Annotated in this window: 20 protein-coding genes; 8 read left to right on the plus strand and 12 right to left on the minus strand. The window is 69.3% G+C overall.

What is annotated here, in order from left to right; genetic code table 11:
• The first annotated feature begins 32 nt into the window (after window positions 1-32).
• Window positions 33-1361 carry an aminotransferase class I/II-fold pyridoxal phosphate-dependent enzyme gene (locus B8W69_RS02145; RefSeq protein WP_085288558.1) on the plus strand — a complete coding sequence of 443 codons (1329 nt, stop codon included), beginning with the start codon at window positions 33-35 and terminating at the stop codon, window positions 1359-1361.
• Window positions 1362-1368: 7 nt separating this feature from the next.
• On the opposite strand, the gene B8W69_RS02150 is transcribed toward B8W69_RS02145, so the two are convergent.
• The 7 genes from B8W69_RS02150 to B8W69_RS02180 all read right to left on the minus strand — a co-directional run bounded on the left by B8W69_RS02150 (window position 1369) and on the right by B8W69_RS02180 (window position 11812).
• Window positions 1369-1554, minus strand: coding sequence for a hypothetical protein (locus tag B8W69_RS02150; RefSeq protein ID WP_085288366.1), 186 nt, complete (start codon window positions 1552-1554; stop codon window positions 1369-1371).
• A gap of 56 nt (window positions 1555-1610) precedes the next feature.
• On the minus strand, window positions 1611-3341 hold the full coding sequence (treZ, locus tag B8W69_RS02155) for a malto-oligosyltrehalose trehalohydrolase (protein ID WP_085288367.1): 1731 nt from the start codon (window positions 3339-3341) through the stop codon (window positions 1611-1613).
• On the minus strand, window positions 3334-5634 hold the full coding sequence (gene treY, locus B8W69_RS02160; RefSeq protein ID WP_085288368.1) for a malto-oligosyltrehalose synthase: 2301 nt from the start codon (window positions 5632-5634) through the stop codon (window positions 3334-3336). Before treY ends, treZ begins: the two co-directional genes overlap by 8 nt.
• A gap of 3 nt (window positions 5635-5637) precedes the next feature.
• Window positions 5638-7839 carry a glycogen debranching protein GlgX gene (glgX, locus tag B8W69_RS02165; protein ID WP_085288369.1) on the minus strand — a complete coding sequence of 734 codons (2202 nt, stop codon included), beginning with the start codon at window positions 7837-7839 and terminating at the stop codon, window positions 5638-5640.
• Window positions 7840-7900: 61 nt separating this feature from the next.
• Window positions 7901-10063: an acetyltransferase SucT gene (sucT, locus tag B8W69_RS02170; protein WP_085288370.1), complete on the minus strand. Its 2163-nt coding sequence runs from the start codon at window positions 10061-10063 to the stop codon at window positions 7901-7903.
• Between the two features lie 147 nt (window positions 10064-10210).
• Window positions 10211-11005: an NlpC/P60 family peptidoglycan-binding protein RipD gene (ripD, locus tag B8W69_RS02175; protein ID WP_085288371.1), complete on the minus strand. Its 795-nt coding sequence runs from the start codon at window positions 11003-11005 to the stop codon at window positions 10211-10213.
• 330 nt (window positions 11006-11335) lie between these two features.
• The gene (locus tag B8W69_RS02180) at window positions 11336-11812 is read right to left on the minus strand and encodes a hypothetical protein (RefSeq protein WP_085288372.1); all 477 of its coding nucleotides are present in this window, start codon (window positions 11810-11812) and stop codon (window positions 11336-11338) included.
• Window positions 11813-11874: 62 nt separating this feature from the next.
• Between B8W69_RS02180 and B8W69_RS02185 the strand changes: the two genes are divergently transcribed.
• The 4 genes from B8W69_RS02185 (at window position 11875) to B8W69_RS02200 (ending at window position 15641) form a co-directional block, all read left to right on the plus strand.
• Entirely contained in the window at window positions 11875-13185 is a 1311-nt protein-coding gene (locus B8W69_RS02185; protein ID WP_085288373.1) for an adenosylmethionine--8-amino-7-oxononanoate transaminase, read from the plus strand.
• A 111-nt stretch (window positions 13186-13296) separates the two neighbouring features.
• Window positions 13297-14442, plus strand: coding sequence for an 8-amino-7-oxononanoate synthase (locus B8W69_RS02190; RefSeq protein ID WP_085288374.1), 1146 nt, complete (start codon window positions 13297-13299; stop codon window positions 14440-14442).
• A gap of 9 nt (window positions 14443-14451) precedes the next feature.
• Entirely contained in the window at window positions 14452-15132 is a 681-nt protein-coding gene (gene bioD, locus B8W69_RS02195) for a dethiobiotin synthase (protein WP_085288375.1), read from the plus strand.
• On the plus strand, window positions 15132-15641 hold the full coding sequence (locus tag B8W69_RS02200) for a 2'-5' RNA ligase family protein (RefSeq protein ID WP_085288376.1): 510 nt from the start codon (window positions 15132-15134) through the stop codon (window positions 15639-15641). Before bioD ends, B8W69_RS02200 begins: the two co-directional genes overlap by 1 nt.
• 84 nt (window positions 15642-15725) lie before the next feature.
• On the opposite strand, the gene B8W69_RS02205 is transcribed toward B8W69_RS02200, so the two are convergent.
• The 4 genes from B8W69_RS02205 to B8W69_RS02220 all read right to left on the minus strand — a co-directional run bounded on the left by B8W69_RS02205 (window position 15726) and on the right by B8W69_RS02220 (window position 19590).
• Window positions 15726-17090, minus strand: a complete 1365-nt coding sequence (locus B8W69_RS02205) for a hypothetical protein (protein WP_085288377.1) — start codon at window positions 17088-17090, stop codon at window positions 15726-15728.
• Window positions 17087-17449, minus strand: a complete 363-nt coding sequence (locus B8W69_RS02210; RefSeq protein WP_085288378.1) for a hypothetical protein — start codon at window positions 17447-17449, stop codon at window positions 17087-17089. Before B8W69_RS02210 ends, B8W69_RS02205 begins: the two co-directional genes overlap by 4 nt.
• A gap of 4 nt (window positions 17450-17453) precedes the next feature.
• Window positions 17454-19286 (minus strand): hypothetical protein, encoded by a 1833-nt coding sequence (locus tag B8W69_RS02215; protein ID WP_085288559.1) that lies wholly within the window; start codon window positions 19284-19286, stop codon window positions 17454-17456.
• 112 nt (window positions 19287-19398) lie between these two features.
• The gene (locus tag B8W69_RS02220) at window positions 19399-19590 is read right to left on the minus strand and encodes a hypothetical protein (RefSeq protein ID WP_085288379.1); all 192 of its coding nucleotides are present in this window, start codon (window positions 19588-19590) and stop codon (window positions 19399-19401) included.
• Between the two features lie 134 nt (window positions 19591-19724).
• Here B8W69_RS02220 and bioB point away from each other — a divergent pair, with 134 nt between their 5' ends.
• Genes bioB through B8W69_RS02235 form a run of 3 tightly spaced genes read left to right on the plus strand, consistent with a single transcriptional unit; the run spans window position 19725 to window position 21675 of the window.
• A complete protein-coding gene (gene bioB, locus B8W69_RS02225; protein ID WP_085288560.1) occupies window positions 19725-20762 on the plus strand; it encodes a biotin synthase BioB in 1038 nt (345 codons plus the stop codon).
• A 29-nt stretch (window positions 20763-20791) separates the two neighbouring features.
• Window positions 20792-21019 (plus strand): biotin synthase auxiliary protein BsaP, encoded by a 228-nt coding sequence (bsaP, locus tag B8W69_RS02230; protein ID WP_085288380.1) that lies wholly within the window; start codon window positions 20792-20794, stop codon window positions 21017-21019.
• A complete protein-coding gene (locus B8W69_RS02235; RefSeq protein WP_085288381.1) occupies window positions 21016-21675 on the plus strand; it encodes a DUF2567 domain-containing protein in 660 nt (219 codons plus the stop codon). The genes bsaP and B8W69_RS02235 overlap by 4 nt, the downstream gene beginning before the upstream one ends.
• Here B8W69_RS02235 and B8W69_RS02240 read toward each other — a convergent pair.
• Window positions 21670-23010, minus strand: coding sequence for a lipase family protein (locus tag B8W69_RS02240; RefSeq protein WP_085288382.1), 1341 nt, complete (start codon window positions 23008-23010; stop codon window positions 21670-21672). The genes B8W69_RS02235 and B8W69_RS02240 overlap by 6 nt on opposite strands.
• Window positions 23011-23170 lie beyond the last annotated feature (160 nt).

Genomic DNA, 23170 nt, shown 5'->3' on the forward strand with positions numbered 1-23170 from the left:
TCTCTAATTTGTTCTAGTACATAATGTATTGCGTGCCAGTACAAAGCATGATAACCGGGTCTGGGGCCGAATCCATAGCCGCCAGCATCGAAGCGGCGATCTCGGCCGGCTCCCTGGCGCCGGGAGAAGCGCTCCCGCCGGTGCGCGAGCTGGCCGCCCGGCTCGGCGTGAACGCGAACACCGCCGCCGCTGCCTACCGCCTGCTGCGTCATCGCGGGGCCGTCGAGACCGCCGGCCGACGCGGCACCCGCGTGCGCCATCGCCCGGCGACCACCCCGCGCTCGCTGCTCGGCCTCGACGTGCCGGCGGGCGTGCGCGACCTGTCGACCGGCAACCCGCACCCGGACCTGTTGCCCATCGCCCGCGCCTCGCTGGTCGGCCCGGGCGCCGGCCATCCCGTGCTCTACGGCGAGCCGGCCCTGTCGCCGGCGCTGGAGGAATTCGCCCGCCGCGCGCTGGTCGTGGACGGGATCCCCGCCGATCACCTGGCCGTGACCAGCGGCGCGCTGGACGGCATCGAGCGCGCGCTCACCGCACATCTGCGCCCGGGCGATCGCGTCGCCGTCGAGGACCCGGGCTGGGCCAACCTCCTCGATCTCCTTGCCGCACTTGGGCTTTCGGCCGAGCCGGTGCGGCTCGACGACGACGGCCCCGTGCCCGACGACCTGGCCCAGGCGTTGGCGAGCGGGGTGCGTGCGCTGGTGCTCACCAACCGCGCCCAAAACCCTACGGGCGCCGCGCTTTCGGCGGAACGCGCCGAGTCGCTGCGTCCGCTGTTGGCGCGGCGGCCCGAGGATGTGCTGCTGGTCGAAGACGACCACTGCGCGGGCATCTCCGGGGCACCGCTGCATACCCTGGCCGGGTGCACCGCGCACTGGGCGTTCGTCCGCTCGGCGTCCAAGGCGTACGGCCCCGATCTGCGGGTGGCCGTCCTCGCCGGGGACCACCGCACCGTCGAGCGCGTGCACGGCCGGTTGCGGCTGGGGCCGGGCTGGGTGAGCCACTTCCTGCAGCGGCTCGCCGTCGACCTGTGGTCCGACCAGGCGGCCGGGGACCTGGTCGCGACGGCCGAGCGGCACTATTCCGACCGCCGCCAACGGCTCTGCGACGCCCTGACCGAACGCGGTCTACCGGCTCACGGCCGCTCGGGGCTCAACGTGTGGGTGCCGGTTCCCGACGAGGCCGTCGCGATATCCCGGCTGCTCGGCGCGGGCTGGGCGGCGGCACCGGGCAGCCGGTTCCGGATGAACACGCCGCCGGGCATCCGCATCACGATCTCTGACGTGACGCCCGACGAGATCGATCCACTCGCCGACACGGTCGCCCGGGCGGTGCATCCGGCCGGGCGGGCCATCGTGTAGCCGCAGCTCAAGCGCCCTCGTCGTCGTCGCTGGCGCCGGGCCCGGGGCCGCGCCACAGGAGCTCGACGCTGGGATACGGCGGCATGTCGTGACGCACGGTGCGCCGGCCCGGCGCCGGATCGGTGGCGCGGCGGGTCGGCTTGCGCAGACAGATCCGCCGCCGCAACGGGTGACCGAATTCAGATTGACTCATGGCGGCATCATCGGGGGTGAGCCCGCTCTGCCGCTATTCAGTTATCCACAGGCCGCTCAGACCGACAGGATGGCGAACGAATGGCCTTGTAGCACAGTGCCGTCGGCGCCGACGGCCGGCTCGTCCCAGGCCAGCACCACCTCGCCGCTGACCGGGACCGTCACCTGCTCGGCGCCCAGGTTGCACACGATGCGCAACCGGCCACGAGACACGCTGATCCAGCGTTCGTCCTCGTCGTAGTCGACCGCGAGGTGTTCCAGCCAGGGATCGGCCATGTCGGGGTGGTTGCGCCGCAACGCGATCAGGTCGCGATACAGGCGGAGCAGCCGCGCGTGCTCGCCGGTCTCGACCTCGGCCCAGGCCAGTTTGGAGCGCGCGAACGTCTCGGGATCCTGCGGGTCGGGGATCTCGTCGGCGTCCCAACCGTGTTCGGCGAACTCGGCCTTGCGTCCTTCGGCCGTCGCCCGCGCCAGCTCGGGTTCGGGGTGCGAGCTGAAGAACTGGAACGGGGTGGAGGCTCCGTATTCCTCACCCATGAAAAGCATGGTGGTGTAGGGAGATCCGAGCACGAGCGCGGCCTTGATGGCCAGCTGGCCGCCGGTCAGGTTCTGCGACGGGCGATCTCCCAGGGCGCGATTGCCGACCTGATCGTGCGTGCAGGTGTAGGCGACCAGCCGGGTGGCCGGGATGCCGGACTTCTCGCTGGTGTCCAGCGGCCGTCCGTGGCGGCGATGCCGGAACGACGAATAGGTGGCGGCGTGGAAGAAGCCGTGGCGCAGCGTCTGCGCCAGGGTGGCCAGGCTGCCGAAGTCACCGTAGTAGCCCTGGCGCTCGCCGGACACCGCGGTGTGGATGGCGTGATGAATGTCGTCGGCCCATTGTCCGGTCAGGCCGTAGCCGCCCCGATCGCGCGGGGTGATCAGCCGCGGGTCGTTCAGGTCGCTCTCGGCGATCAGCGACAGCGGACGCCCCAATTGCTGTGCCAGCCAGTCTGTTTCGGTGGCGAGCTCTTCGAGGATGTGGATCGCGGTGGTGTCTACCAGCGCATGCACCGCGTCCAATCGCAGGCCGTCGGCGTGAAAATCGCGCATCCAGCGCAGCGCGCACCCGATGATGTAGCGGCGCACCTCGTCGGAATCGGCGTCGGCGATGTTGATGCCCTCGCCCCACGGGTTGCTCGCCGACGACAGGTAGGGGCCGTATCGCGGCAGGTAGTTGCCCGACGGGCCGAGGTGGTTGAAGACCGCGTCGATCAGCACCCCCAAACCCTTCGCGTGGCAGGCGTCGACGAAGCGGACCAGCCCGTCGGGGCCGCCGTAGGGTTCGTGCACGCTGTACCACAGCACGCCGTCGTATCCCCAACCATGAGTGCCGGCAAAGGAATTCACCGGCATCAACTCGACGAAGTCCACGCCGAGATCGACCAGATAGTCCAGCTTCTCGATGGCGGCGTCGAAGGTGCCGGCCTCGGTGAACGTGCCCAGGTGCAGCTCGTAGATCACCGCACCCTCGACCGCGCGGCCGGCCCACCCGGTGTCGGTCCACACGGCGGTGGCCGGATCCCACAACTGCGAGCGGGCATGCACCCCTTCGGGCTGGCGGGCCGACCGCGGGTCGGGCAGCACGGCGGGGTCGTCGTCGAGCAGATAGCCGTAGCGGGCGTCCGGCGCGGTGTCCACGCTCGCATGCCACCAACCGTCGTTCGAGCGCGTCATGGCGTGCGCCCGGCCGTCGACGTCGAGCCGAACGCGCGCGGGTTTGGGTGCCCAGACCCGGAACTCAGTCATGGTGGCGCTCCAGCAGAACCACCGGCAGATCGGCGAACAATTGGGCGGCCGACATCGGGCCGTCGGCGATCACCCCGGTGAGCGCGTCCTTCCAGGTACCGTCCGGGAGCGGCAAAACAGTGTTACCCCAGCCTGTTTCGGTCAGCCGCACGGTCCACCGGGTCACCGCCACCACGATATCCTCGCCCCGGCGGAAGGCCAGCACGTGATCGGCGGCGTCGCCGTTGGCCAGCACCGGGACGTAGTCGCCGTGCAGGAAGGTGTCCGGATGGCCGCGGCGCACGCGAAGTGCGGTGGTGACGACCCGGATTTTCGGATGCTCCAGCGCCTGCAGGGCGGCGCGCCGGGCGGCGTAGTCGACGGCCCGGCGGTTGTCCGGGTCGACCAGGCTGTCGTCCCACAGCTCGGTGCCCTGATACACGTCCGGGATCCCGGGCACGGTCAGCGCCAGCAGCTTCTGGGCCAGCGCGTCACTGGCGGCGTGCGGATTGAGTTGGGCGACAAGCTCGGTCAGCTGGCCGGCCACCGGGCCGTCGAGCACGGTGTCCAGCCACCGGTGCACCGCGTCCTCGAAGTCGGCGTCCGGGTCGTTCCACGAGGTGTGCCAGGACGCTTCCCGGATGGCCTTCTCGGTGTAGGCGTGCAGCCGGTCGCGCAGCGCCTCGGTGACCTCGCCGTTGACCGGCCACACGCCGAAGATGTTCTGCCACAGGAACTGTCCGGTCGCCGGATCGGGGGAGGGCGCGGCGATCTCCCAGCGCGCGAGGAATTCGGTCCACAGCGACGGCACCTGGGACAGCACCGAGATGCGGGCGCGCACGTCCTCGCCGCGCTTGGTGTCATGGGTGGTCAGCGTGGTCATGGTCTGCGGCCACAACCGGGCCCGGGTGGCGGCGCTGTGATGGAATTCGGCCGCGCCGACACCGAAGCGGTGCGGCTCGCCGCCCACCTCGTTGAGCGAAACCAGGCGGGCGTCACGGTAGAACAAGCAGTCCTCGACGGCCTTGGCGGTGACGGCGCCGCACAGCTGCTGCAGCCGGGTGGCCGGCTCACCGCCGCGGGCCAGCGCCGCGGCCAGCACCTGCAGCGCGGGGCCCAACTCCGGTGCGGCCATCTGGGTTTCGGCCAGCGCGGTGGGCAGCAGCGCGACCAGGCCGGGGTAGTCGCAGCGGTACACCCCGATATGGGTGAGCAGCGCGGCCACCGCCTCGGGCAGCTGCGGGTGGTCGGCGCCGGCGGCGGCCACGATGCTGCGGCGCAGTCGGCGCAGCTCACTGGCCAACGTGTCGGTGGCCGCGCGGATCTTGAGGTCCACCAGCATGTCCGGCATCGCCTGGTAGTCCACGCCGGCGGAGTTAACCAGCGCGGTCAGCGCCGGGGCGCCCTTCGGATCCACCAGGACGCCACCGGTTTCGCGCAGCACGTCGTAACCGGTGGTGCCGCCGATGGGCAGGGTGGGCTCGAGCGCCTCGTCGACGGCCAGGATCTTCTCGATCACGATCCAGGCCTCCGGCCCGGTCAGCTCGCGCAGCCATGCCAGGTATCCACACGGGTCGGAAAGCCCGTCGGGGTGGTCGATGCGGATGCCGTCGACCAGGCCCTCGGCGAACCACCGCCCGACTTCGGCGTGTGTGGCATCGAAGACCGCGCGATCCTCCTGGCGCAGCCCCGCGAGCGAGGTGATCGAGAAGAACCGACGGTAGCCGCAGACGCCGTTGCGCCAGCCCACCAGCCGGTAGTGCTGACGGTCGTGCACCTCGGGGCCACTGCCCTCCGCGGTGCCGGGCGCGATCGGGAACGCCAGATCGCCCAGGCGCAACAGGTCCCCGTCGACGGTGAGGCCGGCGGCGTCGTCGTCGGAGCCCAGCACCGGCAACACGATGCGGCCGTCGTCGTCGAGGTCCCAGTCGATGTCGAAATACGTTGCGTAGGGCGAAGAACGGCCGTTCTGAAGGACATCCCACCACCAGGGGTTCTGCCGGGGCTGGTCGATGCCCACATGGTTGGGCACGATGTCCACGATCAGTCCCATGCCGCGCTCCCGGGCCGCCGCCGACAGTCGCGCCAGACCCTCTCGGCCGCCGATCTCGGGTGACACCGTCGTGGGGTCGGTGACGTCGTAGCCGTGGCTCGACCCCGCGGTCGCGGTCATGATCGGAGACAAATACAGGTGCGACACCCCGAGGTCGTTCAGGTAGTCGAGCAGGTTTTCCGCGTCGGCGAAGGTGAACGCGAACCCGCTGGATTCACCACGCAGCTGCAATCGGTAGGTGGAGATGACAGGTAAAGCCATGTGTCAGTGCGTCTTACGCAATACCAGCAGTGAACGCGACGGCAGCGACACCTTCTCCTCGGCGGTCACCACCTGGTCGGCTCCCTCTTTGCGGCCCGTCGGTTCGTTGGTGTCCAGTTCCACGGTCCACTCTTTCGCATAGTCGGTGTTCGGCGTCACGAACTCCACCGGGTCTTCACCGGCGTTGAAACACAACAGGAACGAGTCGTCGACGACCCGTTCACCGCGTGCGTTGGGTGCGCTGATGGCCTCGCCGTTGAGGAACACCGCCACACACTTGTGAATGCTTTCGCCCCAGTCCTCGTGCGTCATCTCGCGGCTACTCGGATTCAGCCAGGCGATGTCGCGCACCTCGTCGCCGGTCCGGATCGGCTCACCCTCGAAGAACCGGCGCCGCCGGAACACCGGATGCCGCTTGCGCAACGTGCTCACCCTGCGGGCGAACGCGAGCAGGTCGGCATTCTTGTCGACCAAAGACCAGTCCATCCAAGATAATTCGGAGTCCTGGCAGTACACGTTGTTGTTGCCGTTCTGCGTACGCCCGAACTCGTCACCGTGGGCGATCATCGGCGTGCCCTGACTGAGCATCAGCGTCGCCCAGAAGTTGCGCATCTGGCGGCAGCGCAGCTCGGTGATGTCGGGGTCGTCGGTGGGGCCCTCGACGCCACAGTTCCACGATCGGTTGTAGCTTTCCCCGTCCCGGTTGTCCTCCCCGTTGGCCATGTTGTGTTTTTCGTTGTAGGACACCAGGTCGTTGAGCGTGAATCCGTCGTGCGCGGTGACGAAGTTGATGCTGGCGCTGGGGCGACGACCGGTCGCCTCGTAGAGGTCCGACGACCCGGTCAGCCGGGAAGCGAACTCGCCCAGGGTTGCGGGCTCGCCCCGCCAGTAATCGCGCACAGTATCGCGATACTTCCCGTTCCACTCGGTCCACAAACCCGGGAAATTTCCGACTTGGTAGCCGCCCTCGCCGACGTCCCACGGTTCGGCGATCAGTTTGACCTGGCTGACGATCGGATCCTGCTGCACCAGATCGAAGAACGCGCTCAATCGGTCGACGTCGTGCAGTTCGCGGGCCAGCGTGGCTGCCAGGTCGAAGCGGAACCCGTCCACGTGCATCTCGGTCACCCAGTAGCGCAGCGAGTCCATGATGAGCTGCAGCACGTGCGGGTGGCGCGGGTTCAGGCTGTTCCCGGTGCCGGTGTAGTCCTTGTATAACCGCAGGTCGGTGTCGACGAGCCGGTAGTACGCGGCGTTGTCGATGCCGCGGAAATTGATGGTCGGCCCGAGGTGGTTGCCCTCGGCCGTGTGGTTGTAGACCACGTCGAGGATCACCTCGATGCCGGCTTCGTGGAAGCTGCGCACCATGGATTTGAACTCGGCGACGCTGGACGCGCGGTTGGCCGCGTACTGGTTGTGCGGGGCGAAATACCCAAAAGTGTTGTAGCCCCAGTAGTTTCGCAGGCCCAGGTCCAGCAGTCGCGAGTCGTGCATGAACTGGTGTACCGGCATCAGCTCGATGGCCGTGACCCGCAGCGACTTGAGGTGGTCGATGATCGCGGGGTGGGCCAGGCCGGCATAGGTGCCCCGAAGCTCCGCGGGGACGCTGGGATGGGTCTGCGTCATCCCCTTGACGTGTGCTTCGTAGATGACGGTCTCGTGGTACGGGGTCAGCGGTGCGCGGTCCGATCCCCAGTCGAAGAACGGGTTGCTCACCACGCTGTTCATGGTGTGGCCCAGCGAATCGACCATGGGCGGAGTCCCCGGGTCGGCGCCGTCGGCGTTGGGCCCGTCCGGGTCGACCGCCTTCATGTCGTAGGAGAACAGCGCCTGGCCGAACGTGAAGTCGCCGTGAAAAGCCTTGCCGTACGGGTCGAGCAGCAGCTTGCTGGGGTCACAGCGGTGACCGGCCGCCGGGTCGAACGGGCCGTAGACCCGGAAGCCGTAGCGCTGGCCGGGGGTGATGTTCGGCAGGTAGGCGTGCCAGACGAATCCGTCCACCTCTTCCAAGGGAATCCGTGACTCGCTGCCGTGATGGTCGATCAGGCACAATTCGACCTTCTCGGCGATTTCGGAGAACAACGAGAAGTTGGTCCCCGCGCCGTCGTAGGAGGCGCCGAGCGGATACGGGTTTCCCGGCCAGACGGTGGCGAGCTTGGGTTGGTGGTTGCCGCCTGCTTCTGAAGCGGGACTGTTGGTTGACACCTATCGACCTTATCCGCGTCCGGTTGCGCTCACTCGGCTAAGCGGCCAGGAGTAAGGCGGGTCACCACCAGCCGGTGGCCTCGGCGATCTGGCGGCCCAATTCGGGTGTCATCGACCGCACGTAGGTGGGGGTCAGGTGGTGGGCGCCGTGGTAGATCAGGATGTTTCCCTCGACCGGACGGCACACGTCGGTGCGGCAGATCGCGTCCGACATGTCGAGCACCTTGAGCTGCGGGAACTGTCCGACGAAATCGAGCGTTTGATTGCGGTCCGAGAGCAGGTCGGAACGCTTGATTGCGCATGACTGCGCGGTGCCGCCCCGTTTGGCCAGGCAGTCCGCCGGGTCGAACGGTTGTCCGTTCTTCACCAGCCACGGGGTGTCTCGCATGCCGAGAATCGGAATGTTGTTGTCGGACAACGTCTGCCAGATGCCGATATAGGTGGCGGGCATGACGTCGCCGCTCTTGATATTCCACGGCCGGGTGGTCGTGGTGAAGACGTAGTCGGGCCGGTCGGTGACCAATTTGGTCATCGTGCGTTGCACCCACTCGCGGCACTGCGGGTAGGGGGCGTTGTTGCCCATGATCAGCGGGACCTGCTCGGTCGACAGCGGGCAGCCCATCTTCAGATACGTCACGACCTTGAAGTGGCGCGTCTTGCCCAGGATGTCCAGCGCGGGCAGCCAGTGCTCGGCGTGTGACCCGCCGGCCAGCGCGATGGTCCGGTCGGCGGCCACATCGCCGTAGGTGCAGGTGACGACCGCGGGGTTGACGAAGTCGCTGATGCAGCCGGCCCGGGTGGTGGCGGGCAGGTCCTGTTTGACCTCCAAGACTGAGGGCCGCATCGGCAGCGCGGGCACCCGCAAGCGCTCGGTCAGCGCACGCGCGCCGGGATAGTCCTGTGGGTTGAGGACGCTGAGCTCCTTGCCGGCCGACCGTAGGACGGTGACGTGCTGACGCCAGGTGAATGAGGTCGCGGTCAGCGTCACGCCCAGCAGCACGACGGCCGATCCCAGCGCCATCGTCGGCCGGGCCAGGCGCGTCGGCCACGGCCTGGTCGGCGTTGGCGCCGGCGCCGGAGGCTTCGAGGATGCGCGGTAGCGCAACGGGTCCTCGACGAGTCGGTTGGTCAGATAGGCCAGCACACCGGACACCAGCAGCAGCACCGCGCCTTCGATGAAGTTGGCGTGCTTGTGGCCGCTGTAGGACAGCCAGAAGATCAGCAGCGGCCAGTGCCAGAGGTACAGCGCATACGCCATGGCGCCCAGCTCCACCAGTGGGCGCGTCGCCAGGATCCGGTTGGGCAGCGGCAACCGGCCGGCCTGCAGGTTGGCCCCGACGAGGATCAGCAGCATGGCGGCACCCACCGGTACCAGCGCCCACGGGCCGGGGAACTCCTGCACGCCGTCGATCAGCGCGCCGCAGGACAGCACCGCGCCGAGCGCGACGGTGGCCACCACCGTCCGCAGCCACATGGGCCAGCGGACCCGGCTCACCAGCGCGCCGACCAACGCGCCCAGCAACAACTCCCAGCCCCGCGCGAAGGTGTTGTAGTAGGCGGCCGCCTGGTCCTGCTGGTGCGCGATGAGCGCGTAGACGAACGAGGCCACCGTCAACGCGGTCAGCACGATCAGGAACAAGGTCCGCAGCCGGGCGCCCAGCCGGCGCCGGAGCAGGTAGGCCAACCCCGCGATCAACACCAGGAAGCTGACGTAGAACTGGCCCTGCACCGACATCGACCAGATGTGCTGCAGCGGGCTGACGGCTTCGCCCGCCCGCAGGTAGTCCGAGGCGGTGTTGGCCAGCTCCCAGTTCTGGTAATAGCCGAGGCTGGCGAGGCTTTGGTCGGCGAACGTCTCCCAGCGGGTCTCCGGTTGAACCAGGATGGTCAGCACCGCGCAACCGGCCAGCACCACGACGAGCGCGGGAACCAGGCGGCGGATGAGCCGGACCACCTCGGATGCCGGCGACAGCGTCACGGCCGGGTTCAGCGCGGCGCGAATCACCTTGCCGCCGAAGAAGAATCCGGACAGCGCCAGGAACACGTCCACGCCGCCGGAGACGCGGCCGAACCAGATGTGGAAGACGGCGACCAACGCGATCGCGATGCCGCGCAGCCCGTCGAGGTCGTAGCGATAGAACCCCTGCGACCCCGCCTTGCGCACCCCCGTGGCCCCCGGATCGGTGGTGGCGTCCGGTGCGGGAGAGGGGGGCGGGGTCTGCATGATCGACAGCTAATTTACCGAAAACCCGCCACCCGCTCCCGACAGCTCGCTGCGGCGAGGCTGCTCAGCCGGGTCGGGAGAGCATCCGCGCCGGGCGGCGGGGGAGCGAGTGGCGGGCGTCGGACGGCCGAGGATCGACCGGGGAAACTACCTGCCGATGCCCGCGCCGGTCGGCTGCAACGGCGTCTGCTGGGTCGGCAGTTGCTGGACGGGCGCTTGCTGGAACGGCGACTGCTGCAGCGGGGCCTGCTGGGTCGGAACCTGCTGCAACGGCGCCTGCTGAGCGGGCAGCTGCTGCGGCGTCTGCTGGTACGGCGACTGCTGCAGCGGGGCCTGCTGGGTGGGCAGTTGCTGCGGTGTCTGCTGGGTGGGCAGCTGTTGCGGCGTCTGCTGCAGCGGGGCCTGCTGGGTGGGCAGCTGCTGCGGCGCCTGCTGCGCCGGCGCGGAGGCCCCGAGAATCCGGACCATGTAGGGCGTCATGCCGTTGGTGCGCACCGGCGAGACCTGCACCACGTCGCCGACCTCGAGCATCTGGTTGTTGCCCAGGTACATCGCGACGCTCTGCGTGCCCTCGGGGCCGTAGAAGATCAGGTCACCCTTGCGGGCCTGCTGGGGGACGATCTTCTGGCCGACGCGGTAGATCGCGCCCGACGACCGCGGCAGCTTGATGCCGGCGCCGGCGTACGCGTACTGCATCAGCCCGGAGGCGTCGAAACCGACGGTGTTGATGCCGGTGCCGGTGCCGCGGGTGGGGCCGTTGATGCCGCCACCGGCCCAGGAGAACGGCACACCGCGCTGCGACAGACCGCGGGCTATCACCACGTCGGTGGCCTGCTGATAGTCCATCGACCTGGCGCCCGGGTCGGCGGTCGCGATGGTGGGAACCACCATCGGCGCCCCGAGCAGGGCCAAACCGATCGCGAAGGCGTAGATGCGTTTCATTGTTCGTGGCCTCTCAGGCGCTCAATGGGCCTCGACGCGGTGACCTCGCGCGTCCGCCCCCGGTTCATGGACCAAGCGAGGGCCCCCACGCTGGGGCCGGACGCCGTCCATGGCACTTGCGAAGTGAATAGGCGGTCAGGCCGCTGTATTCACATCAGTCACACAAGCCACTTTGACAACAGATTTTGGTAGCCGCCAGGCCCACGCGGGATTTTTTGTCGTACCGTGACCGGACGGTGACTGCCGCGCCGAATCTCGTATGCGCAGTTGTGATTTCGGTCTCAGTCGGCTACGAAATCGCACGTCCGCCGGGCGCCGGCGGCGGGGCGATCAGAGCCAGTAGCGTTCGCTGAACATGGTCAGCAGCGACCCGGCCACCGAGCTGACCATGACCAGCGCCAGCGCCAGAACCGGCCAGAAGGACATGTACCAGCCCTTCAGGACCGATATGACCGGTCCGATGATGGCCGCGGCTATGGCCGCACCGATACCGCCCCACACCACCGGGTGGATGTACAGGTCCAGCCCGTAGGGCACCGGCCCGCAGGTTTCGTCCTCGCAGACGTTCGCCAGGAAGCCGAAAAGCCGCGTCGGCCAGGTCGTCGCCGTGGCCAGCACCGCGAGCAGGATCAACAGCACGACGGTGCAGACGACGTCCCATGGCGCCAGCCGCACCCGAATCACCCGGGGGGCCTCGTCGTCGTAGTCCACCAGCGGGTAGTGCGTATCCCTCGACCAGCCGGGCCCCTGCGCCGGCTCCGCCTCGGGTCCCGGCGCTGCGCTGTCGGACTGCTGCGGCGTGGCCATGATGTCCCATGCTTCCCGACGTCGGAGTTTTGCGCGAATCGGCTGCTTTACCCTCGATCACTATGCCCGCGGCCAAGGCCGGGCTGACGCCCGAGCAGATCAGCGCGATCGACGCCGCGCACCTGTGGCATCCCTACAGCACCATCGGCGCCGAGTCCGTCGCCCCCGCGGTGGCCGTCGGCGCCCGCGGCGCGTGGCTCACCCTGATCCGCGACGGCACGCCGGTCGAGGCGCTCGACGCGATGAGCTCTTGGTGGACCGCGATCCACGGCCACGGCCACCCGGTGCTGGATGCGGCGCTGACGGCCCAGCTCGGCGCGATGAACCACGTCATGTTCGGCGGCCTGACCCACGAACCCGCAGCGCGACTGGCCCAGCTGCTGGTGGACATCACCCCGGCCGGGCTGGACACGGTCTTCTTCAGCGACTCCGGGTCGGTGTCTGTGGAGGTGGCGGTGAAGATGGCGCTGCAGTACTGGCGCAGCCGCAACCGGCCCGGCAAGCACCGGCTGATGACCTGGCGCGGCGGCTACCACGGCGACACCTTCACGCCGATGAGCATCTGCGACCCCGACGGCGGCATGCACTCGCTGTGGACCGACATCCTGGCCCGGCAGGTGTTCGCCCCGCAGGTGCCCCGCGACTACGACCCCGCCTACAGCGCGGCGTTCGAGGAACAGCTGGCCCGGGGCGCGGCCGAGCTGGCCGCGGTCGTCGTCGAGCCGGTCGTGCAGGGCGCCGGCGGCATGCGCTTTCACGACCCGCAATACCTGCGCGACCTGCGTGACATCTGCCGGCGACACGACGTGCTGCTGATCTTCGACGAGATCGCCACCGGGTTCGGGCGCACCGGCGAGCTCTTCGCCGCCGACCACGCCGGCGTGAGCCCGGACATCATGTGCGTCGGGAAGGCGCTGACCGGGGGATATCTGACCCTGGCCGCGACCCTGTGCACGACCGACATCGCCCACACCATCAGCGCGGGTGAGGCCGGAGCGCTGATGCACGGCCCCACGTTCATGGCCAACGCGCTGGCCTGCGCGGTGTCGGTGGCCAGCGTCGAAGTGCTACTCGGGCAGGACTGGCGGGCGCGGGTCGGCGAGATCGGCGCCGGCCTGGCGACCGGACTCGAGCCGGCCCGGGCGCTGTCCGGGGTCAGCGACGTGCGGGTGTGCGGCGCCATCGGCGTCATCGAGTGCGAGCACCCCGTCGACCTGGCCGTCGCCACCCCGGCGGCGCTGGACAACGGCGTCTGGCTGCGCCCGTTCCGCAACCTGGTCTACGCGATGCCGCCCTACATCTGCACGCCCGCCGAGATCGACCAGATCACCTCGGCGATGGTGCAGGTCGCCCGCCACGTCGCCCAGCGGTGACGACCCGCTGCGCCCGGCTTCGCCGCGCTGGCGGTCGCCACGTCGGCCATCGTTGACGACCCGCTGCGCCCGGCTTCGCCGCGCTGGCGGTCGCCACTAGGCTGAACGCCGATGAAGGCACCGATCGAGGTTTCCCCGCTGGCCTGGCTGGAAGCGGTGGAACGGCAGCGCCGCGAGGCCGGACTGCGCCGCTCACTGCGCCCGCGCCCCGCCGTGGCCACCGAGCTGGACCTGGCCTCCAACGACTACCTCGGGCTATCCCAACACCCCGACGTGATCGACGGCGGGGTCACCGCGCTGCGCATGTGGGGCGCGGGGGCGACCGGGTCCCGCCTGGTCACCGGCGACACCGAGCTACACCAGCAGTTCGAGTCCGAGCTGGCCGACTACGTCGGCGCCGCCTCCGGGCTGCTGTTCTCGTCCGGCTACGCGGCCAACCTGGGCGCGGTCGTCGGCCTGTCGGGCCGGGGTTCGCTGCTGGTGTCCGACGAGTACTCGCACGCGTCGCTGGTGGACGCCTGCCGGCTGTCGCGGGCGCGGGTGGCGGTGACGCCGCATCGCGACGTCGGTGCCGTGGAGGCGGCGCTGCAGGCCCGCGACGAGGAGCGCGCGGTCGTCATCACCGAGTCGGTGTTTTCCACCGACGGCGCGCTGGCGCCGCTGCGGGAACTCCACGAGGTGTGCCGCCGGCATCGCGCCCTGCTCATCGTCGACGAGGCGCACGGCCTGGGCGTGCGCGGCGGCGGCCGCGGGCTGCTGGACGAGGCCGGGCTGGCCGGTGCGCCCGACGTGGTCATGACCACCACGTTGTCCAAGGCGCTGGGCAGCCAGGGCGGCGCGGTGCTCGGGCCGGCGTCGGTGCGTGCCCATCTGATCGACGCGGCGCGCACGTTCATCTTCGACACCGGCCTGGCCCCGGCGGCCGTGGGCGCCGCGCGGGCCGCGCTGACGGTGCTGCGGTCCGAGCCGTGGCGGGCGGACGCGGTTCTGCGCCACGCCGCCTTCCTGGCCGAGGTCTGCGGCGTGCCCGAGACGCCGCAGTCGGCGGTGGTGTCGGTGATCCTGGGCGACCCGGAGCTGGCGGTGGCAGCCGCGACGGCCTGCCTGGACGCCGGCGTGCGGGTGGGATGCTTCCGGCCCCCGACCGTGCCCGCCGGGACGTCGCGGCTGCGGCTGACCGCGCGCGCGTCGCTGGACGACGCCGAGCTGGAGGTCGCGCGCCGGGTGCTCACCGATGTGCTCGCCAAGCTGGGTTGAGGCGCGCCGGTGACGGTTCTGGTCGTCACGGGCACCGACACCGGGGTCGGCAAGACGGTCGCCACGGCCGCGCTGGCCTGCCACGCCCGTCAGGCCGGCCTCGACGTGGCGGTCTGCAAACCGGTCCAGACCGGCATCGACGCCGGAGACGACGACCTCGCCGAGGTGGCGCGGCTGTCGGGGGTGACCGAGCTGGCCGGGTTCGGCCGTTATCCGCTGCCGTTGGCGCCGGTGGCCGCCGCCGAGGCGGCCGGGATGCCGTTGCCCACCCGCGAGCAGCTACTGGCGCTCATCGGGGAGCTGGACCGCCCGGGTCGGCTGACGCTGGTCGAGGGCGCCGGGGGACTGCTGGTCGAACTCGGCGAAAACGGTGTCACCGCCCGCGATCTCGCCGTCGCGCTGGGCGCGGCGGTGCTGGTGGTGGTCGGCCCGTCGCTGGGCACCCTCAACCACACCGCGCTGACCCTGGAATCCATTGCCGCACAGAATCTTTCATGCGCGGGTCTAGTCATCGGCAGCTGGCCCCGGCAGCCCGGGGTGGTGGAGGCGACGAACCGGCCCGCCCTGGCCCGGCTGGCCCCGATCCGCGCCGTGCTCCCGGAAGCTGCGGCGTCGCTGGATGCCGCCGAGTTCGCGGCCCTGTGTGCCCAGGCGTTCGACCGCGACTGGGTCACCTCGCTGGTGGGCTGATGGTCCACTCCATCGAGCTGGTCTTCGACCGCGACACCGAGTCGACGATCCGGAACATCTGGGAAGCGTTGGCCGCGGTCGGAATTCCCAGTCAGGCACCGGCCAGCCGGCCGCACGTGACGCTGGCCGTGGCCGAAGGCATCGCCCCCGACGTCGACGAGCTGCTGAGCCCGCTGAGCGAGCGGCTGCCGCTGCGCTGCATCATCGGCGCGCCAGTGTTATTCGGCCGCGCCAGCCCGGTTTTCGCGCGGCTGGTGGTGCCGACGGGCGAGCTGTTGGCCCTGCACGCCCAGGTGCACGGGGTGTGCGGGCCGTATATGTCGCCCGGTCCGATGCCCAACAGCCTGCCCGGTCAGTGGACCGCGCACGTCACGATGGCCCGGCGCGTCGGCGGCGCGCAACTCGGGCGGGCGCTGCGCATCGCGGGCCGGCCCGCCCAGATCGACGGCAGCTTCGCGGGTTTGCGCCGCTGGGACGGCAACAAGAAGCTCGAGCATCCGATTTCCTAGTGGCGATCGCAAGCGCGGCGTAGCCGGGCGCGGCGCCACGGCGCCGCTTCTCGCGATGGCGTCAGGAAGCGCACGCCCCGACGCCTACCCCCCGAAGAGCAAATACAAACCGGTGAAGGTGTAGCCGACCATCACCAGCATCATCGTCAGCTGGCCGGTGAGCTGATGCCCGGCGGGCAGCAGCCGCAGGGCTTTGTCGTGGGCCGCGATCACCGCGACGATGTGCCCGGTGACCACGCAGGTCACCTTGATCGCGGCCAGCACCGGCGGGTGCATGGACAAGACGTAGGCCACGTGCAGATGCGCCAGGCCGAGCAGATTCCACCCGTGGCCGAACGGGTCAGCCAGCGCGAACACCGCCTGCTGTCCGCGCTCCACCAGATAGGACAGGTAGTGCGCGAAGATGTAGCCGACGACGATCGGGATCAGTGAATGCGCCATCTCGCCCGGCAATTCGCGGCGCCGCTCCGCGGTGACCCCGCCGGTGGCGCGTGCCGCAAGTGAAAATGTCACTGCCACAACGCAAATGAAGACGATCAGCCCGACGGTGCGAAGTATCGACGACGCCAGTGTCGGGGGAGCGCCGAATTCACGGGTGAGCTGATCGGAGAAGCCGCGCCACGTCGGCGACGACGAGAAACTGTCGAACGCCGTCGAGCCGAGCAGCACCGCCAGCAGCACCACGACGCCCGGCCGCACCGGCAGCGACGGCAGATGGTCGAGCGGGTTTCCGACAACGATCTTTCCGGTCTCCGGGTTGCGCCGAAACGGCGAGAGCCGGGAGACGGCCATGCTGTACACGCCGAACGGGTCGGCGCGGGCCAGCCAGCGCTGGCCGCACAGCCAGGCGCCGACCAGCATCAGCACGGCGTAGGCGGCTATCCACGTCCTGACCCACGGCAGTGAAGCGGAGTTCGGGCTGGCCAGCTCCATCCAGACGAAGGCGAATAGGCCGAACGCGGCGGGCCGATAGCCCCAGCCCTCGGGGTAGGACAGCCGGGGCCGGCCGAGGCGCTCCGGGACGACGCGACGCAGCAGCAGATACACCGTGCGCATCGGCGAGATCCCCCGCCACACCGGCCCGATGACCAGCGACAGCGCCATCAGCCCGACCCACAGCAGCACGTAGAACGCACCGAGCAGCGCGTTGGACTCCGATTCGGGACCCCACACCCCGGCGGCCACCACCCACGCCGCGAATACCAGCGCCACCGCGGCCACCGACCACCGGGCCACCCGGGAGTCGACGAACGTCGTCAACGCCGTCGGCAACGGCCGGCCCGGCTTGAGCGGATCGAACCGCGGCTGCCGCCACGCGAACGCCACCAGGGCGAACGTAAAGGTCAGCGCCCATGCCGCGCCGACCATTGCGTACGCGTAGGGCACCGGAAGGTCACCCGACCCCCCGAGACCGTGCGCGAGCACCACCGCCGCGGCGGCGGAGCTCACGACTGCACTTGGATCGTTGCGATGGTGCGGTCCAGATGGTGCAGCTCCACCGCGACGTTGCCCGGAACGTCGACGGCGAATCCGAACGTCTGGTTGGGAGCGGCAGCGACCTGGAACTTGTGGTCCGGCGTCGAATGCACGTGCAGCTCGTCGGCGGCATCGCTGGTCACGTGCAGGGTGATCTGCTGATGCACCGTGGCCTGCAGCGTGGCGTTGGTCGGGGTGACCTGCCCGTTCGCGATGGTCACGTCGATCATCAGCGGTGCGGCCGGCGACTTACTGGTCGAACCGGCGCAGCCGACCAGGCCGCAGACCAGCGCCGCCGCCCACGCTGCGATGAGTGTGCGTCGAACCGTCATGGGCTCAGGCCGCCCGGGGGACCGGCTGCTTGTCCTCCACCGGTTCCGGCTCGGCGATGGAGTTGTTGAGCCGGCCGGCACCCCAGGTCAAGCCGCCGATCACCATGAGCGTCAGGAACAGCACCACGATCCCGCCCGCGGTAAACAACCAGGCCGGCGCGTTCTGGTCGCGTTCGCGCTGCAGAATTGTGACTTCCAGGACGAACGGCCGCGTGCTCGATGGCAGCGCGGGGACCTCGGGGGCCGGAATGGCGGCGTCCGCCGGTTCCCAGATCGGCACGGCCGTCATTGTGCGGCCGTCCTGGACTCGCAGCAGGGTCTTCCATTCCCCCCACACCGGAACCGGCTGGGTGGAGCGGTAGTGCCCGGGCCCGACCTTGGCGAGCCGGTCGATGACCAGGCCGCGGTCGTTATTCATGCGCCCCTGCCAGGACAGGATCGTCAGCCAGTCCGGATGGTCGCTGACCATGTCGGCGGGTAGGAGTTGTACGTCGGCCGACACCATGCGCTGCCCCGGTGCACTGGGCAGATCGGTCAGCGTGACGGTGGCGTTGTTCTTGCCCGGCACCACGATGTGCAGGCCGTTGGCCACCGCGCCGCCGATCACCAAAACCGTCACCACGATCACCGAGATGCCGATGGCGCGCCCCGGGAGGCGCTGTCCGGTGAGCACCATGCCGAACATGGCGCCGCACATACCCATCAGGATCGCCACCGGCACCGCCGTCGCCAGGGCCTCACCCCACATGCTGGTCGGCCACGGGTAGTGGTAGACCGCCGAGATCCACAGCGATTCCAGGAACAGCCCGACGGACCCCACGCCCAGGCCGGCGATGGCGCCAAACACGACGGGGCGCTTGAAAAGCGGGGTCAGCGCGATCAGCTCGACCACCAGAGCGGGGCCGAGGTAGAGCGGGAACCAGTTGATCGGGGCTCCGAGTATCGGCCCGACCAGCAGGGCGACCCCGCCACGCAGGGCGATGGCGAAGACGGCCGCGATCAGGGCCGCACCCCGCCCCATGGTGGTGCGCGCGGCGACCGCCGTCAGAGCCGCCGCGCCGGCGATCAGCATGGGCTGGAACACCAGGCGGAATTGTGGAACGCCGAAGTCAAACTCGATCTGATACACCGATAAGCCGATGAACAACCCGCCGAAGGACAGGTAGCGCAGGAAGGTGATGAAGACGCCGTGGTAGACATCCTCGCCTTCGGCGGCCTCACCTTCGCGTTCCAGCATCAGCACCGCGAACAGCGAAAAGCAGGCACCGCCGATCATCATCAAATGCGTTGGCCCCCAGAGGGTTACGTCTTGGCCGAAGATGCGGTGCCAGATGTCGTCGAGCGGGAACCCGACCATCGCGTACAGCCCGCAACCGGCCATCAGCACGCCGCCCACGGGTGCGTGCCAGTTTCGCGTGATGCGCACCGCCGCCGGGCCGGGCTGGTCGAACGGCAGCACGACCGCCGTCATCCCGCCCAGGAAGATGCCGAACAGTCCGATGATGATGAAGTAGTGCGCCGGATTGGCCAGCGGCCCGGGGTCGCGGCCGTTGCCGATATGCCAGCTGACGTCCCAGATGAAACCGAACAGCGCGCAGATGATGGATGTGGTGAACACCAGAACCGGCAGGGCGACCCAGCCGGGCCGGTGGAATTTATCGCCGACTTTGTCGGCGACGCGCGTCAACCAATGAATGCGGTGGGTGCGATGGGCATAGCCCACCCATAGCAATAGCAGGGTGATCACCACCGCGGCGATCGACAGCCCGATCACCTGATTCAGCCCCGCGCCGCGCGCGGGTGCCTCAGCAACAATCACCAGTTCATTCGACCGCATCGTCGTGCCTCCCAACCGCGCCGGGCTGCCCCGGAGGATCCGATTCCGTCAACCGCTTATTACTGCCAAGTAGGGTCGTGATTGTTTGTTTAATGCCCGGATCCAGGGCGCGTCAATCCCGCTCTTTGTCGAACGTGTCGGGATGGGAAGCGTCCTTGCCGCCGCCCGGGGTGTTCCGGCCTTCCCTGCGGTCGCGCAGCGCGATGTACAAGACCACCCCGACGACGATCACCGCAGGCAGAAACGCCGGCGCCGCCAACAGCAGGTAGTGGTGCGCTAGGAATTCGGCGTGCGGAGTCACCATGGTCGTATACCCATAGGTAGGTCGTGTACTTGGGCCGTTACCCTACTTTGAACACCTTTCATTCACCGCTGCCATCACACGTGGCAGATGTGTCCCCACGCGCGGACACGAAAAAGAGGCAAGGGGAGTACCTGGTGACTCAAGCGGCAACTCGACCAACGGCCGAAATCGGCAACGACGAGGACATCCTGGCGGTGGCCCGGCAGCAGGTGCTGGAGGATGGCCAGGGATTGAGCCGGGACCAGGTGCTGCGGGTGCTGCAACTGCCCGACGACCGCCTTGACGAGCTGTTGGCGCTGGCCCACGACGTGCGGATGCGCTGGTGCGGTCCCGAGGTCGAGGTCGAGGGCATCATCAGCCTGAAGACCGGCGGCTGCCCGGAGGACTGTCACTTCTGCTCGCAGTCGGGGCTGTTCGCGTCGCCGGTGCGCAGCGCGCGGCTCGACATTCCCAGCCTGGTCGAGGCGGCTAAGCAGACCGCCAAGTCCGGCGCCACCGAGTTCTGCATTGTGGCCGCCGTGCGCGGGCCCGACGAGAGGCTGTTGGCCCAGGTCGCGGCCGGCATCGAGGCGATCCGCAATGAGGTCGAGATCAACATCGCCTGCTCGCTGGGGATGCTGACGGCCGAGCAGGTCGAGCAGCTCTCCGAAATGGGAGTGCACCGCTACAACCACAACCTGGAGACCGCCCGGTCGTACTTCACCAACGTGGTGACCACCCACAGCTGGGAAGAGCGCTGGGAGACGCTGTCGATGGTCCGCGACGCTGGCATGGAGGTCTGCTGCGGCGGCATCCTCGGCATGGGCGAGACCCTGGAACAGCGCGCGGAATTCGCCGCCGAACTGGCCGAACTCGGCCCCGACGAGGTGCCGCTGAACTTCCTCAACCCGCGGCCCGGCACCCCGTTCGGCGACTTGGAGGTCATGCCGGCGAGCGAGGCGCTGAAGTCGGTGGCCGCGTTCCGGCTGGCGCTGCCCCGCACCATGCTGCGATTCGCCGGCGGCCGGGAGATCACGCTGGGCGACCTGGGTGCCAAGAAGGGCATCCTGGGCGGCATCAACGCCGTCATCGTCGGCAATTACCTGACCACGCTGGGCCGGCCCGCCGAATCCGACCTGGAATTGCTGGACGACCTGCAGATGCCCCTCAAGGGGCTCAACGCCAGCTTGTAGGCCGGCTTCGCGGCTAGGGTTGGAGACTTGTGGTTGGCGATCTGGGCGCTGCGGTGGGTGCCGGCGTCTACAACGTCTACACCGGGGAATTAGGGGGCACCTCAGTGCCGACAGCGGCTCAGTTGGGTCTCGAGCCTCCGCGGTTCTGCGCGGCGTGCGGTCGCCGGATGGTGGTGCAGGTTCGCCCCGACGGCTGGCGCGCGCGCTGCTCGAGGCACGGTGAGGTCGATTCCGGCGATCTGGAGACGCAGCGGTGACCGAGCCGGCCAAGTCCGATGCGCCCCTCGTCACCGTTTCTCGGCGGGCCCGCCTGCGCGCGCTCCTAATCGTGGCCCTGGGCTCGGCGGTCACCGGCCTGGTGATCGGTGGAGTGTGGGCGTGGATCGCCCCGCCGATTCGCGCCGTGGTGGCCCTCACCCGTTCGGGCGAGCGGGTCCATGACTATCTGGGCAACGAGTCGGAGCACTTCTTCGTCGCGCCGGCCCTGATGCTGGGGCTGCTGACCGTGCTGGCGGTGGTCGGCTCGGTCGGGGTGTGGCAGTGGCGCGAGCACCGCGGGCCGGCAATGGTCATCGCCCTGTCGGGCGGCATGGTTGCGGCGGCCGCCCTGGCCTCGGCGGTGGGGGCCGGGCTGGTTCGGCTGAGCTACGGCGACCTGAACTTCGACGCGGTCCCGCTCACCAAGAGCCCGTCGGTCGCGTACGTCACGCAGGCGCCGCCGGTGTTCTTCTCGACCGGTCCGCTGCAGATCGCGGTGACCCTGTTGTGGCCGGCCGGCATCGCGGCCCTGGTCTACGCCGTGCGGGCGGCCGCGGACGCCCGCGACGACCTGGGTGCGCTCCCGCCGGAGCCTAGGCCTTCCGAAGCGCTGCCGGTCGGAGGCGGAGGCGCCGCGGAAGCGCCCGTGTCATAGCGGGCGGCGGCCGATCTTGCGGCCCGTGACGACCTTGGCCGCGATCTTGAGCAGCCGGGCCATGCCGACGTAGGTCATCGGGTTGAACATCGTCGGCCACGTGGTGCGGACCAGGTGCTCGGTCAGCGGGCGGCCTTCGAACCGATCCGTCAGCCAGCGCAGCGTCATCGGCGCCGACAGCGGGTGCAGCATCATGTGCTCGTTGAAGGCGTCGCGGTGGTAGGTGACGTGCGCGCCGCCGGCCGAATACGCGTCGGCGAGCATGTCGATGTCGTGGACGTCGATCAGGTAGTCGTGCACGGCCTGCACGATCAGCACGGGGGGCGTGGGGACGGCGGCACCCAGCTTGATGTGGTCGAAGACGTAGGTGACTTCGGGGGTGGACAGGATCTGCTCGAGCGGCTGGTCGAGATAGTCGCCCATGTTCTTGCCGGCCATCCGCACCACGGCTTCCACCGTCGTCATCTTCTCCAGCGAGTCGAGCAGGGCACGCCCCTCCTCGTTGGTGTGCTCGCGGATCACCCGGTCCAGATCGGGGTAGATGTGCGCGAGCGCGGCCACCACCAGCGCGGGAAGCCCGGACAGGAAGCTGCCGTTGAGCCGGCGGAAGGTATTGCCCAGGTCGCCGACGGGTGAGCCCAGCACCGCGCCGACGATATTCAGCTCGGGCGCGTATTCGGCGCACATCTCGGCGGCCCAGGCGCTGGCCAGTCCGCCACCGGAGTATCCCCACAGCCCGACGGGGGCGGCGGAGGACAGGTTGAGGCGCTCCGAGTTGCGCGCGGCCCGGATGCCGTCCAGGACGCGGTAGCCGGGTTCATACGGCGCGCCCCACAGGCCGCGCAGCCCTTCGTGGTCGGGCACGGAGACGGCCCACCCCTCGGCCACGGCGGCGGCGATCAGGAAGAGCTCGAACTGGCCGATGGCGCCCAGCGCCTTCGCCCGGCGCCGCAGCGCATAGGAGGGGAAGCAGCGCGACGAGACGGCGTCGATCGCGCACTGGTAGGACAGCAGCGGGCAGGCCTGGCCCGCAGCGAGGTCGGCGGGGGCGATCACCGTCGTGGCGGTGGCCTCCGGCTCGCCGTTCATGTCCATGGTCCGGTACAGCAGCTGGACGGCCTTGATGGGCTGCGGGATCAGGCCGAGGAACGCGAGCTCGACGTCGCGCGAGCGCAGCACGGTGCCGGGCTCGGCGTGCTGGAAGCCCAGCGGCGGTTGGTAGAACGGGTCGTCCGAAGGCAGCAGCGGACGCACCTTGTGCTGCAGTTCCTCGTGCGGCGGCCGGGCGATCCATTCCGCGCCCTGCGTGCCTGCGAGGTTGCCGAGCTCAGCCATTGAGGCTCCCTTCGTGGACCACCCGGCATTCTCGCGCACGAACGGCAGGTAACCAAACGTAATCGCCGCAGTGTGCGCGACTCCTCGTCACTCCGGCCAGGTCAGAACGCTACTGAAATTCGAATCGCCCCCACGTCGCCCGATGACGCTTTTCTGCCAG

It is taken from the genome of Mycolicibacterium vulneris (assembly GCF_002104765.1).
In the GTDB taxonomy this organism is placed as follows: Bacteria; Actinomycetota; Actinomycetes; order Mycobacteriales; family Mycobacteriaceae; genus Mycobacterium; species Mycobacterium vulneris.